The sequence below is a fragment of the Bacillus cereus group sp. Bc031 genome (assembly GCF_027716265.1).
Lineage (GTDB): Bacteria > Bacillota > Bacilli > Bacillales > Bacillaceae_G > Bacillus_A > Bacillus_A paranthracis.
Window position 1 is genome coordinate 30,446 of record NZ_JAQFUL010000001.1, and the last position, 17,121, is coordinate 47,566.

Consider the following 17,121-nt stretch of genomic DNA (forward strand, 5'->3'; position numbering starts at 1 on the left):
AATGGAATTATTTCAAGATAAGCAGTTATTCACAGTTTACTGCGATATTCTTAAATGAATGTTAAATAAAAATAAGAAAAATATAGGGTTAAAAAAGGGAAACGTATAAAGACGTTGAATATTTTTCTTATAAATAGTAAAGTTGCGATTGTTGTTCCATATATTGAGTTGTATGGTATAAATAAAGAAGGAGGTGCCAAAGAATGAACAGCAATGAAATATATGTTAGTCTTGACATCGGTACATCCAATGTTAAAGTCATCATTGGTGAAATGGTTAATGACAGCTTAAACATTATTGGTGTTGGAAATGTAAAATCAAATGGTTTAAAGAAGGGATCGATAGTTGATATAGACGAGACTGTTCGATCAATTAAAAAAGCAATTGAACAAGCTGAGCGCATGGTGGGAATCCACATTGAGCAAGTTGTAGTAGGTGTCAATGCAAACCAGGTACAACTACTTCCTTGTCACGGAGTAGTCGCTGTTTCAAATGAAGATCGTGAAATCGGGAATGAAGATGTCTTACGCGTTCTAGATGCAGCACAAGTTGTGTCAATTGCTCCAGAACGTGAGTTTATTGATGTGGTACCTCGACAGTTCATTGTAGACGGTCTTGACGAGATTAACGATCCGCGCGGGATGATCGGTGTAAGATTAGAAATGGAAGGTACACTTATTACAGGCTCGAGAACTTTACTACATAACCTACTTCGTTGTGTAGAAAAAGCAGGTCTTGAAATTGTTGATATTTGTCTTCAACCTTTAGCGGCTGCAACAGTTGCTATATCTTCAGATGAAAAAAATAGAGGAGTAGCCCTTGTTGATATGGGGGGAGGATCTACAACTTTATCTATTTTTAAAGATGGAGAGTTACAAGCGACGAGCGTATTACCATTAGGTGGAGACCATATAACGAAAGATATTGCGATTGGGTTGAAAACTTCAACAGAAAATGCAGATCAAATTAAGTTGAAATATGGACATGCTTTTTATGATACAGCGTCTGAAGAAGAGATGTTTACGGTTCCTATTATGGGAAGCGATCAAACAGAACAATATTCTCAGTTGGAATTATCGGATATAATAGAGGCTCGTGTAGAGGAAATTTTAATGTTTGTTCAAGATGAAGTGCGTAAGTTAGGGGTAAAGCAAGTAGCTTCTGGTTATGTACTAACTGGTGGAATTGCTTCTATGCCAGGGGTTCTTGATCTTGCATATGATATTTTACATGAAAATGTTCGTATAGCAACTCCTGATTATATTGGCGTGCGTGAGCCACAATATACAAGTGGAGTAGGATTAATTAAACATTCTTATCAAAAAGCTAAATTACGTGGGAAAAATGTACAGGAAAAGCAAGAGCATTTTGAACCAGTACCAGCACAAGCTCCAGCGTCGGTACAACAGCAACCTGCGAAACAAAAAACGCGTAATCAAAACAATAATAATCAAAATGATGACCGTATGATGTCAAAAGTAAAACGTGTATTCCGTTATTTATGGGATTAAAATTGGACACGAAAAATGAGGTTCTAGGGGGATTTCGACATGTTAGAGTTTGATACTACTCAAGATCAATTAGCGAATATAAAAGTTATCGGTGTCGGCGGTGGCGGAAACAATGCTGTAAACCGTATGATTGAACACGGTGTACAAGGTGTAGACTTTATCGCTGTGAATACTGATGCACAAGCATTAAATCTATCAAAAGCTGAAACAAAAATGCAAATTGGTGGAAAATTAACACGTGGACTTGGTGCAGGTGCAAACCCTGAAGTAGGGAAAAAAGCTGCAGAAGAAAGTAAAGAACAGATCCAAGAAGCACTTCGTGGTGCTGATATGGTATTCGTAACTGCTGGTATGGGCGGCGGAACTGGAACTGGTGCAGCGCCAGTTGTTGCTCAAGTGGCAAAAGAATTAGGTGCATTAACAGTTGGTGTTGTAACACGTCCATTTACATTTGAAGGACGTAAGCGTGCAACACAAGCGGCATCTGGTATTGCAGCATTTAAAGAAAATGTAGATACACTTATTGTAATTCCAAACGATCGCTTATTAGAGATTGTTGATAAAAACACGCCAATGTTAGAGGCATTCCGTGAAGCGGATAACGTATTACGTCAAGGTGTTCAAGGTATTTCTGATTTAATTGCAACACCAGGTTTAATTAACTTAGACTTCGCAGACGTAAAAACAATTATGTCTAATAGAGGTTCTGCTTTAATGGGTATTGGTTCTGGTAATGGAGAAAATCGTGCTGCTGAAGCTGCGAAAAAAGCGATTTCTAGTCCATTATTAGAAACATCTATTGATGGAGCTCAAGGTGTTATCATGAATATTACTGGTGGAGCTAACTTAAGCTTATATGAAGTACAAGAAGCGGCAGATATTGTAGCTTCAGCTTCAGATCCAGAAGTAAATATGATCTTCGGTTCGGTTATTAATGAAGGATTAAAAGATGATATCGTTGTAACTGTAATTGCAACTGGTTTTGATGATACAATTGCAACTCAACCACCAAAACCAATTATCCGTCCGAATGTGAATCACACGCAACAACAGCAACAGCCAGTAGCTCAATCACCAAAACAACGTGAAGTAAAACGTGAAATGAAGCGTGAAGAGCCAGTTGTACATGAGCGTCATTCAGATTCAGATGATATCGATATTCCAGCATTCTTACGTAATCGTCGTAGACGATAAAAGGAAAGGAGCATTTATGCTCCTTTTTTGTTTTATACGGGGAAAAGATCTGCCTAAGCAGGTCTTTTTTTATTTTATATATTTTAATCTATTCCGCTATTTGCCGGATAACATGATTGGTGCGTGGTGATTAAAGTTTCACTTTATATGTAAGTAAAAAGTATATAGCATTCTATGAAACATATACTTTTATTTTTTACCGACAGATTATGTCTAGAAAGCACAAAATAACAAAAAAACACCTCCGCAAATTGACACACTTTCCTATTGGATATGCATTATACTAGTCTCAACTTAAAAAAAGAGGTGAATTGTTTGGTTGTTTACGCCGACGTTGTTTGGTTGTTAAACGCCTGCATTGATTTTCTTTTACTTTTATTAACGGCTACCGTGTTAAAAAAGAAGATCAAAAGATGGAGGCTTGTGTTAGGGGCATTGATAGGTTCAACCATTGTTATTTTTGCCTTTACTCCTTTTGCTTCTATGATGACACATCCGATTATGAAACTACTGTACTCGTTACTTATTGTGTATACAGCATTTGGGTTTACAACATTTAGAAATTATGCACAAACTGTTTTTACTTTTTACTTTGTAACCTTTATGGTTGGCGGAGGATTAATGGGCACTCATTTCTTTTTGCAAACGAATGAAATGGTAAATGGGTTGGTTCAATCTCAATCAATTTCTTATGGTGACCCAATTAGTTGGTTGTTCGTTATTTTTGGTTTTCCAGTCATTTATTATTTTTCTAAAAAGCGTATTGAAAGCGTAGAGGTTACAAAAATACACTATGATCAAATTGTGAAATTGAAAATTCAATTAGCTGAAGAGGAACTAGAACTCGCAGGTTTAATTGATAGTGGGAATCAACTTTACGACCCATTAACGAAAACACCTGTTATGATTATGCATATTTCATCGTTAGAACATTGTTTACCAGCTTGGTTAACAGAACAAATTTATTCCAAAACACAGATTCCTCAAATACCAGAAAATGATTCTGGGTGGGCGGCAAAATTACGCTTAATTCCTTTCCGAGCAGTAGGAGTAGAGAATCAATTTTTATGGGCAATTAAGCCAGAAAGTGTACAAATTTATCATGAAGGTAGTTCTATTGTCGTCAATAAAGTATTGATTGGATTAAATACACAACAGTTGTCAACCAATGGAGAGTATCAATGTATTGTGCATCCGAAAATGTTAATTTCGCAAAAAATGGTAATTGCTTAATAATGGGAGGCGGGATAATATGATGAAATTAAAATTTTATTTAGTATACCTTTGGTATAAAGTATTGTTGAAATTAGGAATTAAGACCGATGAAATTTATTACATTGGTGGAAGTGAAGCGTTACCACCACCGTTAACGAAAGAAGAAGAGGAAGTTCTTTTGAATAAATTGCCAAAAGGAGATCAGGCAGCAAGGTCGTTACTGATTGAACGCAATTTACGGCTAGTTGTATATATAGCAAGAAAGTTTGAAAATACAGGGATAAATATTGAAGATTTAATTAGCATTGGAACAATTGGGCTTATTAAAGCGGTAAATACATTTAATCCAGAAAAGAAAATAAAATTAGCAACATATGCATCACGTTGTATAGAAAATGAAATTTTAATGCATTTGCGCCGGAATAATAAAAATCGTTCAGAAGTTTCTTTTGATGAACCGCTTAACATCGATTGGGACGGGAATGAACTTTTATTATCAGATGTATTAGGGACAGACGATGATATTATTACAAAAGATTTAGAAGCTACGGTTGATCGTCATCTTCTAATGAAAGCATTACATCAATTAAATGATCGTGAAAAACAAATTATGGAACTTCGGTTTGGGCTTGCTGGAGGAGAGGAAAAGACGCAAAAAGATGTAGCGGATATGCTTGGGATTTCACAGTCATACATTTCGCGTTTAGAAAAAAGAATCATAAAAAGATTACGAAAAGAATTTAATAAAATGGTGTAAAGAATAAGACCAGCCGTTATGTAGGCTGGTCTTATTCTCTTTCGTTGTATGAGGAAGGACAACGAAAATGAAAAATGAAGAGAAAACCGCATGCATAAAATCTCCTTCAAAGGAAATACTTTACACTGTACAGCAACTCCCGATAGGAGGGAACACTTTGACGAGAAACAAAGTAGAAATTTGCGGTGTTGATACAGCTAAACTTCCCGTACTAAAAAATGATGAAATGCGTAAATTATTTCGTGAAATGCAAAGTGGAGAGATAAGCGCAAGAGAGAAATTAGTGAATGGAAACTTACGTCTTGTACTGAGCGTCATCCAAAGATTTAATAACAGAGGAGAATATGTTGACGATTTATTTCAAGTTGGTTGCATCGGACTTATGAAATCCATTGATAATTTTGATTTAGGCCAAAATGTAAAATTTTCAACGTATGCTGTGCCGATGATTATTGGGGAAATACGCAGATATTTGCGTGATAACAATCCGATTCGCGTATCTCGTTCATTACGAGATATTGCGTATAAAGCGTTACAAGTAAGAGGAAAGTTGATTGCAGAAAATTCAAAAGAACCAACAGCAATGGATATTGCAAAAGTGCTTGAAGTGACTCATGAAGAAATCGTTTTTGCTTTAGATGCAATTCAAGATCCAGTTTCATTATTTGAGCCGATTTATAACGATGGGGGAGATCCTATCTTTGTTATGGATCAGTTAAGTGATGAAAAACAAAAGGACGAGCAGTGGGTTGAAGAGCTAGCACTAAAAGAAGGAATGAAGCGTTTAAATGATCGTGAGAAAATGATTATTCGCAAACGTTTCTTCCAAGGGAAAACACAAATGGAAGTTGCAGAAGAAATTGGGATTTCTCAAGCACAAGTGTCACGTTTAGAGAAATCAGCTATTAAACAAATGAATAAGACAATTCAAGGATAAGGTTTCACCATTTATGGTGAAACCTTTTTATATGTCATATAGTTTGTTTGCGCTCATAGTAGGGTAGCTGTGTTCATATAATGAAAATAATATGAAGTTGGTAAGAGGTTGCTTCCTGTTCATTTGAGAAACAATGTTTTTTCGATTCGTCATATATAAGGGAGAGGATGAAAGTGATACAAATTTCGGAATTGCAGATGAAAGATATAATAAATGTTTCAGACGGAAAAAGGCTGGGTAATATTGGTGATATTGAAATTGATATGAACACAGGGAAGATCGATTCTATTATTATTTCTAAACAGGCACGTATGTTTGGGATTTTTGGGAAAGACGTAGAAATTGTAATTCCTTGGAAAGAAATTGTGAAAATTGGGGAAGATGTCATACTTGTTAGAGTAAATCCTGTTAATTCTGTAACAGAATCAATACAAACACCGACAATTTCATAAAGAATATTACAAATTCCTCTTTTTTTTCTGTTAGGATTATGAAAAAATAAAAGTATGGTAAAATAGACAGGAAGTACCATGCTTTTTTATGTTATTTTAATTAAAAGGAGCCGCTGTTATGAGAGAACCATTTAAATATGTGGACGGTATACTGTATTTAGAAGCGTGGAAAGAACTTGGAAACATTACTGCTGGATTTACGACAAAAGATGGTGGGGTAAGTACGGGCTCCTTTCATGCAATGAATTTAGGATTACATGTGAATGATATTGCCGAGAACGTTCATGAAAATAGACGCATTTTAGCAAATAAGTTACAAAAACCATTAGAAAACTGGATTTGCTCTGAACAAGTTCATGATCATCATGTTGAAAAAGTAGGACAACAGGAAAAAGGAAGTGGCGTTTATTCATATGAAGACGGCATTTCAAAAACAGATGGCATTTATACGACTAATAATGATGTTCTTTTAACATCTTGTTATGCTGATTGTGTTCCACTCTATTTTTATGCACCATCACATGGTATGATAGGACTTGCGCATGCTGGATGGAAAGGGACTGTAAAAGAGATTGCAAAAGAAATGATTCAAAAATGGAATGCAGAAGGGATTTCGAGTGATGAAATTCATGTTGCGATTGGACCAGCAATTGGATCTTGTTGTTATGTTGTTGATGATCGAGTGTTAACAGCAGCAGAGCAAGTAGTAAACGGTTCTGTTCCTTATAAAAAAGTTTCTGACGGACAGTACGCAATTGATTTAAAAGAAATTAATCGTATATTATGTGTACAAGCAGGCATAAAAGAAGAGAATATTGTAATGTCATCTCTTTGTACAAGCTGTGAAGAACAACTGTTTTTCTCTCACCGTCGTGATCAAGGTAAGACAGGGAGAATGTTGAGTTTCATAGGTTTTAAGGAGGATGAAAGCAAGTGACAGTACAAACAAATTTAACAACTGTAAACGAAGCAATTAAACAATCTTGCGCGCGAGCGGGACGTTCTTTGCAAGATATTAAACTCGTTGCAGTTACAAAAACGGTAGGAATTGAAAAAACAAACGAAGTAATTGAAGCAGGAATTATCGATTTAGGTGAAAATAGAAATGAAGGTTTCTTACAGAAGTATGAACATTTCGGTTCAAAAGTGAATTGGCATTTTATTGGATCATTACAAACGAGAAAAGTAAAAGAAATCATTAATGAAATCGATTATTTACATTCATTAGATCGTCTTTCACTTGCAAAAGAAATTCAAAAACGTGCGGATAAGAAAGTGAAATGTTTTATTCAAGTGAAAACATCATCTGAAGAATCAAAGCAAGGATTGGCAATAGAAGAAACCGTTTCTTTTATTCAAAGTTTGCAAGAATTGGATAAGATTGAAGTGGTTGGACTAATGACAATGGCTCCGTTTACAGAAGAAGAGGAAGAAATTAGACGCTGTTTTAAGACATTACGTATGCTACAAACAGAGGTGCAGGAGTTAGAATTATTACATGCACCATGTAAAGAATTATCAATGGGAATGTCTAATGATTACACGATTGCAATTGAAGAAGGTGCTACATACATTCGTTTGGGGACGATTTTAGTAGGAAAAGCGTAAAAGGAAGGAGAATCTTATTATGAGTTGGTCAAAAGTAAAATACTTCTTTTTTGATACACCTGAAGAAAAAGAAGCAGCTCAATATAGTTATGAAAAGGAGCAAACGGACATGAAGAAGCAGCAAGATCCGCCAGAACAACAAGATGTTACGTTTCCAAAAGCGCAAACGAAACAAAATGTTGTGAGCATTGAAACAGCGAAGCAATCCTCAAAAGTTGTTTTATTAGAACCACGCACATATTCGGAAGCGCAAGGAATTGCGGACCATTTAAAAGGTAGACGAGCTGTTGTAATTAATTTACAACGAATGTCTACGGATCAAGCTGTACGTATCGTTGACTTTTTAAGTGGTACTGTATACGCTATAGGCGGGGACATTCAAAAAATAGGACCGAAAACATTTATGTGTACGCCTGAAAATGTAGATATTGTTGGTGCAATTTCAGAGTTATTCGGTGAAGAAGAAGACACAAATATAAAGAGGTGGTAATACGCCATGGAAACCGTTTTAAGACTTTTAGTTTATGCTATCGAGATTTACTCGTGGGCACTTATTATTTACATTCTCCTATCATGGTTCCCAGGTGCAAAGGAATCAACTTTCGGAGAGTTTCTTGCGCGTATTTGTGAACCATATTTAGAACCATTTCGCAGATTTATTCCGCCGCTTGGTATGATTGATATTTCGCCACTCGTTGCGATCTTTGCTTTAAGACTTGCGACAAATGGTTTAATAAGTTTATTCGGCTATTTCTTATAGTAAGAGGTTATATGTATGAGCATCTACGAGCATTTTAGACCTGATGAAGTGGTCTTTGTGGATAAAGTGTTAGAGTGGAAGCGAGCAGCGGAGTACCATCAAGTGAAATTAACAGATTTCCTTGATCCAAGGCAACAACAAATTGTTACTATGGTAATAGGCCAAGGGGATGTTACTGTACAATTTGATGGTGCAACGTCTCAAGCAGAGCGCAAAAGAGCACTCATTTATCCGGACTATCTAGTAATAAATGAAGAGGAATTTCAAGTAGAAGTATTGGAAATTGACTATCCTTCCAAGTTTTATACGCTAGAGCATAGGCAAATATTAGGTACATTTATGTCTCTCGGTTTAACGAGAGAAAAATGTGGTGATATTTTGCTTCAAGAAGATCGTGCCCAAATTGTAGTCGCGAAAGAAGTTGTATCTTATATTGAGATGAACTTACAATCTATAGGAAAAGTGAAAGTCTCCTTATCACCAGTGCAAGGGGAAAAAATTCTACAGATACAAGAAACGTGGGGGGAGAAATCCGGAACGGTTTCTTCACTTCGTTTAGATGTTATGTTAGCTGAAATGTTACATATATCTAGGCAAAAAGTACAACCTTTCATAAAAAATGGTTTAGTAAAAGTGAATTGGAAAACAGTGGAGCAAACCTCTTATGAATGTTATCCAGGAGATGTTTTTTCAGTGAGAGGATATGGACGCAGTAAATTGTTTTCTGTAGAAGGTAGAACAAAGCGCGACAAATGGAGAATTTTGTATGGTATACTAAAATGATTGGTTTTTTAGAAGGAAATCCTCCTATTTTGTCGAAGAAAAGATATAATTGAAAGAGGAAATTTAGATAACTACTTGGAGGTGGCGTTGTGCCGTTAACACCATTAGATATTCATAACAAAGAATTTGGTCGCGGATTCCGTGGCTATGATGAGGATCAAGTAAATGAGTTTCTTGATCAAATTATCAAAGATTATGAATTAGTCATTCGTGAGAAAAAAGCTTTAGAAGAACAAGTTGCGCAATTAGAAGGGAAGTTAGATCATTTCTCTAATATTGAAGATACGTTAAACAAATCTATCGTTGTTGCACAAGAAGCAGCGGAAGAAGTAAAACGTAATGCCCAAAAAGAAGCGAAATTAATTGTACGTGAAGCTGAAAAGAATGCAGACCGTATTATTAACGAAGCTTTAGTAAAATCAAGAAAAGTTGCTTTTGATATTGAAGAGCTAAAGAAACAAGCGAAAGTATTCCGCACTCGTTTCCGTATGTTATTAGAAACACAGCTTGAAATGTTAAACAACGATGATTGGGATAAACTAATTGAGTTAGAAGACGAAGTAGACGAGCTGTTGAAAAAAGAAGAAACAGTGTAAGCTTGACGTTTTTCTCATTATTACATATAATTTTAAACAACATATTTATTAAGAAAAACGAAGATAGGGATAAATACCTTTTTCATACCTTATATAGCGAACTGAGGATGGTGTAAGCTCAGGATAAGGAGATAATGGGAATATCACCCTGGAGTTCCGCGCTGAACAAATAGAGTAAGCGTAGGCGTATATTCGCGTTAAGAATATAAAGAGGATTGTATACATACGTATAGAATCTACTAGGGTGGTACCGCGGGAGACTTTCTCGTCCCTTTTTGGGATGAGAAAGTCTCTTTTTTATTCCGTTTTTTAGGTCTTTCTTTTATACATGTAAGGAGGAATTGAGCATGGAGTACAAAAATACATTACTAATGCCAAAAACAGAGTTCCCGATGCGTGGGAATTTACCAAAACGTGAGCCTGCAATGCAAGAAAAGTGGGCGGAAATGAATATTTATGAAAAGGTACAAGAACATACGAAAGGTCGTCCTTTATTTGTACTGCATGATGGACCTCCATATGCGAATGGTGACATTCATATGGGACATGCATTAAATAAAGTATTAAAAGACTTTATCGTTCGTTATAAATCAATGACTGGTTTTTGTGCACCATATGTCCCAGGTTGGGATACACACGGTTTACCAATTGAACAAGCTTTAACAAATAAAGGTGTGAAGCGTAAAGAAATGACAGTTGCTGAGTTCCGTAAGTTATGTGCAGAGTATGCATATGAACAAGTAGAACGTCAGCGTGAGCAATTTAAGCGTTTAGGTGTACGTGCTGATTGGGATAACCCATACATTACTTTAGAGCCAGCATATGAAGCACAACAAATTAAAGTGTTTGGTGATATGGCGAAAAAAGGTTATATCTATAAAGGGCAAAAGCCAGTTTATTGGTCACCAACGAGTGAATCAGCTTTAGCAGAAGCTGAAATTGAATACCAAGATAAAAAATCTGCATCTATTTACGTAGCATTTCCTGTAAAAGATGGAAAGAACGTATTAGAAGGTGATGAGAAATACATTATCTGGACAACAACGCCTTGGACGTTGCCTGCAAACTTAGGTATTTCTGTTCACCCAGAACTTGAATACGCTATTGTAAAAGTAAATGATGAAAAATATATTATTGCTTCTGAACTATTTGAGACAGTTGCAAAAACGTTAGAGTGGGAAAACGCTGAAGTTGTGAAAACAGTAAAAGGTAGCGAGCTTGAGTATACAGTTGCAAAGCATCCATTCTACGATCGTGATTCATTAGTTATGCTAGGAGATCACGTAACAACAGATGCAGGTACAGGTTGTGTTCATACAGCACCAGGACACGGGGAAGATGACTTTATTGTTGGTAAAAAGTATGGCTTAGAAGTACTTTGTCCAGTTGATGATAAAGGTGTATTAACAGAGGAAGCACCTGGATTTGAAGGCTTATTCTATGATAAAGCTAACAAGCCAATTACAGAAAAATTAGAAGAAGTAGGCGCATTATTGAAGCTAACATTCATTACGCATTCATATCCACATGATTGGAGAACGAAAAAACCTATTATTTTCCGTGCGACAGCACAGTGGTTTGCATCTATTGAAGCATTCCGTAAAGAGTTATTAGAAGCTGTTGCGGAAACAAAATGGGTACCAGCATGGGGCGAAACTCGTCTTCATAACATGGTTCGTGACCGTGGTGACTGGTGTATTTCTCGTCAACGTGCATGGGGTGTGCCAATACCTGTATTCTATGCTGAGAATGGTGATCCAATCATTACGGATGAAACAATTAACCATGTAGCTGATTTATTCCGTGAACACGGTTCTAACGTATGGTTTGAGCGTGAAGCGAAAGATCTATTACCAGAAGGATTTACACATCCAGGTAGCCCAAATGGTGAATTCCGTAAAGAAACAGACATCATGGATGTATGGTTCGACTCAGGTTCTTCTCACCAAGCAGTATTAGAAGAGCGCGATGACTTACAACGTCCAGCAGATTTATATTTAGAAGGATCTGACCAATATCGTGGTTGGTTTAACTCTTCATTATCGACAGCAGTTGCTGTAACAGGAAAAGCGCCATATAAAGGCGTACTAAGCCACGGTTTCGTATTAGATGGTGAAGGACGTAAAATGAGTAAGTCGATTGGAAACATCGTCGTACCGAAGAAAATTATGGATCAATTAGGCGGAGATATTTTACGATTATGGGTATCTTCTGTTGACTATCAATCTGATGTACGTATTTCGGATGATATTTTAAAACAAGTAGCAGAAGTGTATCGTAAAATCCGTAACACATTCCGTTTCTTATTAGGAAACTTAGACGACTTTAAGCCAAGTGAAAATACAGTAGCTATAGCTGAACTTCGTGAAGTAGATCGTTACATGTTAGTGAAATTAAATGACTTAATTACAAAAGTAAAAGAAGCATATGAGACATACGACTTCGCTGCTGTATATCATGCAATTCATAACTTCTGTACAATTGATTTAAGTTCATTCTACTTAGACTTTGCAAAAGACATTTTATACATTGAAGGTGCGAACCATGAAGATCGTCGTGCAATTCAAACTGTATTATATGATGTTCTTGTTGCATTGACGAAACTTGTAACACCAATCTTACCGCATACAGCTGATGAAGTATGGCCATACATTCCAGGTGTAACAGAAGAAAGTGTACAATTAACTGATATGCCAGAAGCTGTACAATTAGATGGTGCAGAAGTATTAAAAACAAAATGGGATGCATTTATGACATTGCGTGATGACGTATTAAAAGCGTTAGAAGTAGCTCGTAATGAAAAGGTAATCGGTAAGTCATTAAATGCAAGCATTACGCTATATCCAACTGCAGAAATGAAAGCTATGTTAGAGTCTATTAACGAAGACTTAAAGCAATTATTCATCGTTTCTGAGTACAAACTTGGTGGCATGATGGAAGAAGCGCCAGCAGATGCACCGAAGTATGAACATACAGCGGTTGTTGTTGTTCAAGCAACTGGTGAAACATGTGAACGTTGTTGGGTAGTTTCAGAAACAATTGGTAAAGATGCTGAACATGAAACATTATGTGAGCGTTGTGCAACGGTTGTTAAAGAAAATTATGTAAAATAATAAGGGGTGACTGCACGTAAAGTGCAGTCATTTTTTTGGTTAACAGTATATTGAAATAACTTTCACTCTCTTTCCTATGAAGGAAAAATGTGTGAGAGGTAAGCATATAAATTTCGGACACACTAATCGTACATTGCAACTGGGAGGAATGTACACGTGAATGAAATGTATATGGAAATCAAAGAAGAATTGCAATTGATGCGAAAAGAGTTACAAGAGAGGCTAGCTAAAGAGGTTATGTACAAATATAATACAGAGTTTAGCGAAGAGCTTGGGTATGAAATTAAGGAAGAGATAAAGAAAAAACTTTTATTACATGATATAAAAGAGGATTTAAAAGATGTAGAACGTGCATTATTTAAAATGGAAATAGATATGTATGGTATTTGTGAAGACACAGGGAGAGTAATGTCGGTAAAACAAATGAAAACGATGCCGACTGCACGTACCATTCATGAATTTTTCTATGAAAAAGTAAATGTATGAATGTGCACAACGATATTATATTACCTTTTTTTAATTTATTTTATTCTTCTATAAAGGTTCATTGTGAAAAGGTTGCAGCTATGCTAAAATTTTGAGGTACACTGTCTTTGTGGGGGAAATGAAAATGATATATTATGTAATAGCGTTATTTGTCATTGCCATCGATCAAATATCGAAATGGCTAATTGTAAAGAACATGGAATTGGGTACGAGTATTCCGATTATCGATAATGTATTATACATAACATCACATCGAAATAGAGGAGCTGCTTGGGGTATTTTAGAAAATAAAATGTGGTTTTTCTACATTATTACAGTCGTTTTTGTAGCATTTATCGTATTTTATATGAAAAAATATGCAAAAACAGACAAGCTTCTAGGAATTTCATTAGGTCTAATTTTAGGCGGAGCAATTGGTAATTTTATTGATCGTGTATTTAGACAAGAAGTAGTGGATTTCATTCACGTGTATATTTTCTCGTACAACTATCCAGTATTCAATATCGCTGATTCAGCATTATGTATTGGTGTTGTATTAATTATTATTCAAACATTATTAGAAGGCAAGAAAACGAAGGAGTAATTGAATGAGTGAAGTAGTACAAGTAACAGTTGCAGAAGAACAAAAAAATGAGCGAATTGATAAATTCGTTGCAGGAATAAATAATGAATGGTCACGTACACAAGTACAACAATGGATTAAAGATGACGTTGTTACAGTTAATGGAAAAGCTGTAAAAGGGAATTATAAAGTTAGAGAAAATGATGAAATTACAGTGACGATTCCTGAGCCAGAAGAGTTAGATATTCAGCCAGAAGATATGAATTTAGAAATTTATTATGAAGATGCAGATGTACTTGTTGTTAATAAGCCGCGTGGTATGGTTGTGCATCCAGCACCAGGTCATACAAGTGGTACACTTGTGAACGGCCTTATGCACCATTGTACAGACTTATCAGGCATTAATGGTGTGATGCGTCCGGGTATCGTACATCGTATTGATAAAGATACGTCTGGTCTATTAATGGTTGCTAAAAATGATATGGCACACGAATCACTTGTAAATCAACTTGTAGCAAAAACAGTAACGAGACGTTACAAAGCGATTGTACATGGTGTTATTCCGCACGATAAGGGAACGATTGATGCTCCGATTGCTCGTGATAAGAAAGAACGCCAAAGTATGACGGTTGATGAAAATGGTAAGCATGCTGTTACGCATTTCCAAGTGTTAGAGCGATTCAAAGATTTCACACTTGTAGAATGTCGCTTAGAAACAGGGCGTACACATCAAATTCGTGTTCATATGAAATATATTGGTTATCCACTTGCAGGAGATCCAAAGTATGGACCAAAGAAAACATTAGATATGAACGGACAAGCACTTCATGCAGGTATTTTAGGCTTTGATCATCCTCGTACTGGTGAATATATTCAGTTTGAGGCACCGATTCCAAAAGTGTTTGAAGACGCATTAAATATTTTGCGAAAATAGTATTGACAAATCATAAGAAAACTGAGATACTGACAACAGTTAAATAATGATCCTTTAACACAGCCCCGTGAGGTTGAGAAGGTAACGGTTTGAAATGCATAGGGTATGCTGTACCCTTTTTCAAAAGTCCTCTCGCACACGCTGAGAGGACTTTTTTTATACCATTACTCTCACGCAAGAAAAAAGCTTGGAGGTGTAGAGCATGCAAGAGAAAGCTGTCGTTTTAGATGACCAAATGATTCGCCGCGCTTTAACACGAATTAGTCATGAAATCGTGGAACGAAATAAAGGTGTCGATAATTGTGTTCTTGTCGGAATTAAAACTCGTGGAATTTTTATTGCACAACGTTTGGCAGAACGAATTGGTCAAATTGAAGGAAAAGAAATAGAGGTTGGAGAGCTAGACATTACGTTATATCGTGATGATTTAACGCTACAATCGAAAAATAAAGAACCACTTGTAAAAGGTTCTGATATCCCTGTAGATATTACGAAGAAAAAAGTTATCCTTGTAGATGATGTATTATATACAGGCAGAACAGTTCGAGCAGCAATGGATGCTCTGATGGATTTAGGTAGACCATCACAAATCCAACTGGCGGTTCTTGTTGATAGAGGTCATCGTGAACTACCAATTCGCGCTGATTATGTAGGAAAGAACATTCCAACATCAAGTGAAGAGCGTATCGAAGTTGATTTGCAAGAGACAGATCAACAAGATCGAGTAAGCATATACGATAAGTAAAGCCCTTTTAAATGTAGTCCTGTGAGGCTGCCAAAGGGTCTTGGCTTTCATATGTCAAATTTGGCATACGAAAGTGTAGGACTCTTTGTGCACAGGCACAAAGAGTTTTTTTATTGCAAAGATTTAAACTGAAGGAGGATGTAACAATGGAACAAAAGCCAGTGTTAGACGTTAATGAAGTACCGAAACCGGGAAAATGGTTATTTTTAAGTATACAACATTTGTTCGCGATGTTTGGATCAACAGTGCTTGTTCCGTTTTTAACAGGATTGAATCCGTCAGTAGCATTAATATCAAGTGGATTAGGAACGTTAGCGTTTCTTCTTATAACGAAAGGTCAAGTACCTGCCTATCTAGGATCATCATTCGCCTTTATCGCACCGATTATAACAGCAAAAACGGCAGGTGGACCAGGAGCAGCAATGCTTGGTGGGTTGCTAGCAGGGCTTGTGTATATCTTAATCTCAATCGGAATTAAGAAATCAGGATCAAAGTGGATTATGAAATTACTACCACCAATCGTAGTTGGTCCAGTAGTAATGGTAATCGGTCTAGCTTTAGCACATACAGCAGTTAACATGGCGATGAATGGTGCGGATGGCAAATATAGCTTTACACACTTTTCAGTAGCATTAGTAACATTAGCAATTACAATTATATGCTCAATATTCGGAAGAGGATTTTTCAGTATCATACCAGTGTTACTTGGCATTATCGGCGGATATATTTTCGCTTACTTCCAAGGGCTAGTAGACTTAAAGCCGGTAGCTGAGGCAAAATGGTTTGTTGTACCAGATTTCACAGTACCATTTGTAACATACACACCAGAGTTTTCATGGAAGATCGTACTCTTGATGGTACCAGTTGCACTAGTAACAATTTCAGAACATATCGGACATCAAATTGTATTAGGAAATGTTATTAAAAGAGATTTAATTAAAAAACCAGGTTTACACCGTTCAATCTTCGGTGATGGAGTAGCCACATTAATCGCATCACTAATCGGTGGACCACCGAATACAACGTATGGTGAAAACATCGGTGTGCTAGCAATTACAAGAGCGTACAGTGTATACTTATTCATCGGTTCAGCGGTATTCGCAATCATGTTCGGATTTATCGGTAAGATTTCTGCACTGATTCATTCGATCCCCACACCAGTTATGGGTGGTGTATCAATCTTACTATTCGGTGTAATCGCATCAAGCGGATTACGCATGATGGTAGACGATAAAACAGATTTAAGTGACAAACGAAACTTAATGATTGCATCAGTAATACTAGTAATCGGTATTGGTGGAGCGGTACTTCACGTAGGAGAATCATTCCAAGTAGAAGGAATGGCACTAACAGCAATTGTAGGTGTACTGTTAAATCTACTACCGGAAACGAAACAAATAAAACAATCTAAGCAGATTGCTTCATAATAATAACCTTTTAATTCAGTCCTGTGAGACCGGAAAGGGTG

General features: G+C 36.4%; 18 protein-coding genes and 1 other annotated feature. All 18 genes read left to right on the plus strand.

Annotated elements, in window-relative coordinates:
• Nucleotides 1-203: 203 nt before the first annotated feature.
• Entirely contained in the window at nt 204-1,511 is a 1,308-nt protein-coding gene (ftsA, locus tag PDQ33_RS00165) for a cell division protein FtsA (RefSeq protein WP_270754438.1), read from the plus strand.
• A 39-nt stretch (nt 1,512-1,550) separates the two neighbouring features.
• Nucleotides 1,551-2,705: a cell division protein FtsZ gene (gene ftsZ, locus PDQ33_RS00170; protein WP_061131588.1), complete on the plus strand. Its 1,155-nt coding sequence runs from the start codon at nt 1,551-1,553 to the stop codon at nt 2,703-2,705.
• A 315-nt stretch (nt 2,706-3,020) separates the two neighbouring features.
• The gene (spoIIGA, locus tag PDQ33_RS00175; RefSeq protein WP_061131589.1) at nt 3,021-3,938 is read left to right on the plus strand and encodes a sigma-E processing peptidase SpoIIGA; all 918 of its coding nucleotides are present in this window, start codon (nt 3,021-3,023) and stop codon (nt 3,936-3,938) included.
• Between the two features lie 19 nt (nt 3,939-3,957).
• Nucleotides 3,958-4,677: an RNA polymerase sporulation sigma factor SigE gene (sigE, locus tag PDQ33_RS00180; RefSeq protein WP_000976948.1), complete on the plus strand. Its 720-nt coding sequence runs from the start codon at nt 3,958-3,960 to the stop codon at nt 4,675-4,677.
• Between the two features lie 157 nt (nt 4,678-4,834).
• Nucleotides 4,835-5,614, plus strand: coding sequence for an RNA polymerase sporulation sigma factor SigG (sigG, locus tag PDQ33_RS00185; protein WP_270392351.1), 780 nt, complete (start codon nt 4,835-4,837; stop codon nt 5,612-5,614).
• A gap of 167 nt (nt 5,615-5,781) precedes the next feature.
• Entirely contained in the window at nt 5,782-6,066 is a 285-nt protein-coding gene (locus PDQ33_RS00190) for a YlmC/YmxH family sporulation protein (RefSeq protein WP_001998116.1), read from the plus strand.
• A 118-nt stretch (nt 6,067-6,184) separates the two neighbouring features.
• Nucleotides 6,185-7,003 carry a peptidoglycan editing factor PgeF gene (gene pgeF, locus PDQ33_RS00195; protein WP_001209002.1) on the plus strand — a complete coding sequence of 273 codons (819 nt, stop codon included), beginning with the start codon at nt 6,185-6,187 and terminating at the stop codon, nt 7,001-7,003.
• Nucleotides 7,000-7,674, plus strand: a complete 675-nt coding sequence (locus PDQ33_RS00200; protein ID WP_000218169.1) for a YggS family pyridoxal phosphate-dependent enzyme — start codon at nt 7,000-7,002, stop codon at nt 7,672-7,674. The genes pgeF and PDQ33_RS00200 overlap by 4 nt, the downstream gene beginning before the upstream one ends.
• 19 nt (nt 7,675-7,693) lie before the next feature.
• Nucleotides 7,694-8,164 carry a cell division protein SepF gene (locus PDQ33_RS00205; RefSeq protein ID WP_000119138.1) on the plus strand — a complete coding sequence of 157 codons (471 nt, stop codon included), beginning with the start codon at nt 7,694-7,696 and terminating at the stop codon, nt 8,162-8,164.
• A gap of 6 nt (nt 8,165-8,170) precedes the next feature.
• The gene (locus tag PDQ33_RS00210; protein ID WP_000450920.1) at nt 8,171-8,434 is read left to right on the plus strand and encodes a YggT family protein; all 264 of its coding nucleotides are present in this window, start codon (nt 8,171-8,173) and stop codon (nt 8,432-8,434) included.
• A gap of 15 nt (nt 8,435-8,449) precedes the next feature.
• Nucleotides 8,450-9,217, plus strand: coding sequence for a YlmH family RNA-binding protein (locus tag PDQ33_RS00215; RefSeq protein WP_061131590.1), 768 nt, complete (start codon nt 8,450-8,452; stop codon nt 9,215-9,217).
• A gap of 89 nt (nt 9,218-9,306) precedes the next feature.
• Nucleotides 9,307-9,813: a septum site-determining protein DivIVA gene (gene divIVA, locus PDQ33_RS00220; RefSeq protein WP_001131612.1), complete on the plus strand. Its 507-nt coding sequence runs from the start codon at nt 9,307-9,309 to the stop codon at nt 9,811-9,813.
• A gap of 51 nt (nt 9,814-9,864) precedes the next feature.
• Nucleotides 9,865-10,089: a binding site (T-box leader), on the plus strand.
• Nucleotides 10,090-10,160: 71 nt separating this feature from the next.
• Nucleotides 10,161-12,926: an isoleucine--tRNA ligase gene (gene ileS2 / locus PDQ33_RS00225; RefSeq protein WP_270392347.1), complete on the plus strand. Its 2,766-nt coding sequence runs from the start codon at nt 10,161-10,163 to the stop codon at nt 12,924-12,926.
• 156 nt (nt 12,927-13,082) lie between these two features.
• Nucleotides 13,083-13,412 carry a molecular chaperone DnaK gene (locus PDQ33_RS00230; RefSeq protein ID WP_001004664.1) on the plus strand — a complete coding sequence of 110 codons (330 nt, stop codon included), beginning with the start codon at nt 13,083-13,085 and terminating at the stop codon, nt 13,410-13,412.
• A 124-nt stretch (nt 13,413-13,536) separates the two neighbouring features.
• Complete coding sequence (gene lspA, locus PDQ33_RS00235; RefSeq protein WP_000642177.1) at nt 13,537-13,995, plus strand: lipoprotein signal peptidase LspA; 459 nt, start codon at nt 13,537-13,539, stop codon at nt 13,993-13,995.
• Nucleotides 13,996-13,999: 4 nt separating this feature from the next.
• Entirely contained in the window at nt 14,000-14,908 is a 909-nt protein-coding gene (locus PDQ33_RS00240; RefSeq protein ID WP_000005840.1) for an RluA family pseudouridine synthase, read from the plus strand.
• A 202-nt stretch (nt 14,909-15,110) separates the two neighbouring features.
• The gene (gene pyrR / locus PDQ33_RS00245; protein WP_001156487.1) at nt 15,111-15,653 is read left to right on the plus strand and encodes a bifunctional pyrimidine operon transcriptional regulator/uracil phosphoribosyltransferase; all 543 of its coding nucleotides are present in this window, start codon (nt 15,111-15,113) and stop codon (nt 15,651-15,653) included.
• A gap of 146 nt (nt 15,654-15,799) precedes the next feature.
• Entirely contained in the window at nt 15,800-17,080 is a 1,281-nt protein-coding gene (uraA, locus tag PDQ33_RS00250; protein WP_270392346.1) for a uracil permease, read from the plus strand.
• Nucleotides 17,081-17,121 lie beyond the last annotated feature (41 nt).

Bases quoted from the DNA above. Each gene is read 5' to 3' on its own strand.
- ftsA (WP_270754438.1), top strand. From the start codon at position 204: ATGAACAGCAATGAAATATATGTTAGTCTTGACATCGGTACATCCAAT.
- ftsZ (WP_061131588.1), top strand. From the start codon at position 1,551: ATGTTAGAGTTTGATACTACTCAAGATCAATTAGCGAATATAAAAGTT.
- sigE (WP_000976948.1), top strand. From the start codon at position 3,958: ATGATGAAATTAAAATTTTATTTAGTATACCTTTGGTATAAAGTATTG.
- PDQ33_RS00190 (WP_001998116.1), top strand. From the start codon at position 5,782: ATGAAAGTGATACAAATTTCGGAATTGCAGATGAAAGATATAATAAAT.
- pgeF (WP_001209002.1), top strand. From the start codon at position 6,185: ATGAGAGAACCATTTAAATATGTGGACGGTATACTGTATTTAGAAGCG.
- PDQ33_RS00205 (WP_000119138.1), top strand. From the start codon at position 7,694: ATGAGTTGGTCAAAAGTAAAATACTTCTTTTTTGATACACCTGAAGAA.
- PDQ33_RS00210 (WP_000450920.1), top strand. From the start codon at position 8,171: ATGGAAACCGTTTTAAGACTTTTAGTTTATGCTATCGAGATTTACTCG.
- PDQ33_RS00215 (WP_061131590.1), top strand. From the start codon at position 8,450: ATGAGCATCTACGAGCATTTTAGACCTGATGAAGTGGTCTTTGTGGAT.
- ileS2 (WP_270392347.1), top strand. From the start codon at position 10,161: ATGGAGTACAAAAATACATTACTAATGCCAAAAACAGAGTTCCCGATG.
- lspA (WP_000642177.1), top strand. From the start codon at position 13,537: ATGATATATTATGTAATAGCGTTATTTGTCATTGCCATCGATCAAATA.
- PDQ33_RS00240 (WP_000005840.1), top strand. From the start codon at position 14,000: ATGAGTGAAGTAGTACAAGTAACAGTTGCAGAAGAACAAAAAAATGAG.
- pyrR (WP_001156487.1), top strand. From the start codon at position 15,111: ATGCAAGAGAAAGCTGTCGTTTTAGATGACCAAATGATTCGCCGCGCT.
- uraA (WP_270392346.1), top strand. From the start codon at position 15,800: ATGGAACAAAAGCCAGTGTTAGACGTTAATGAAGTACCGAAACCGGGA.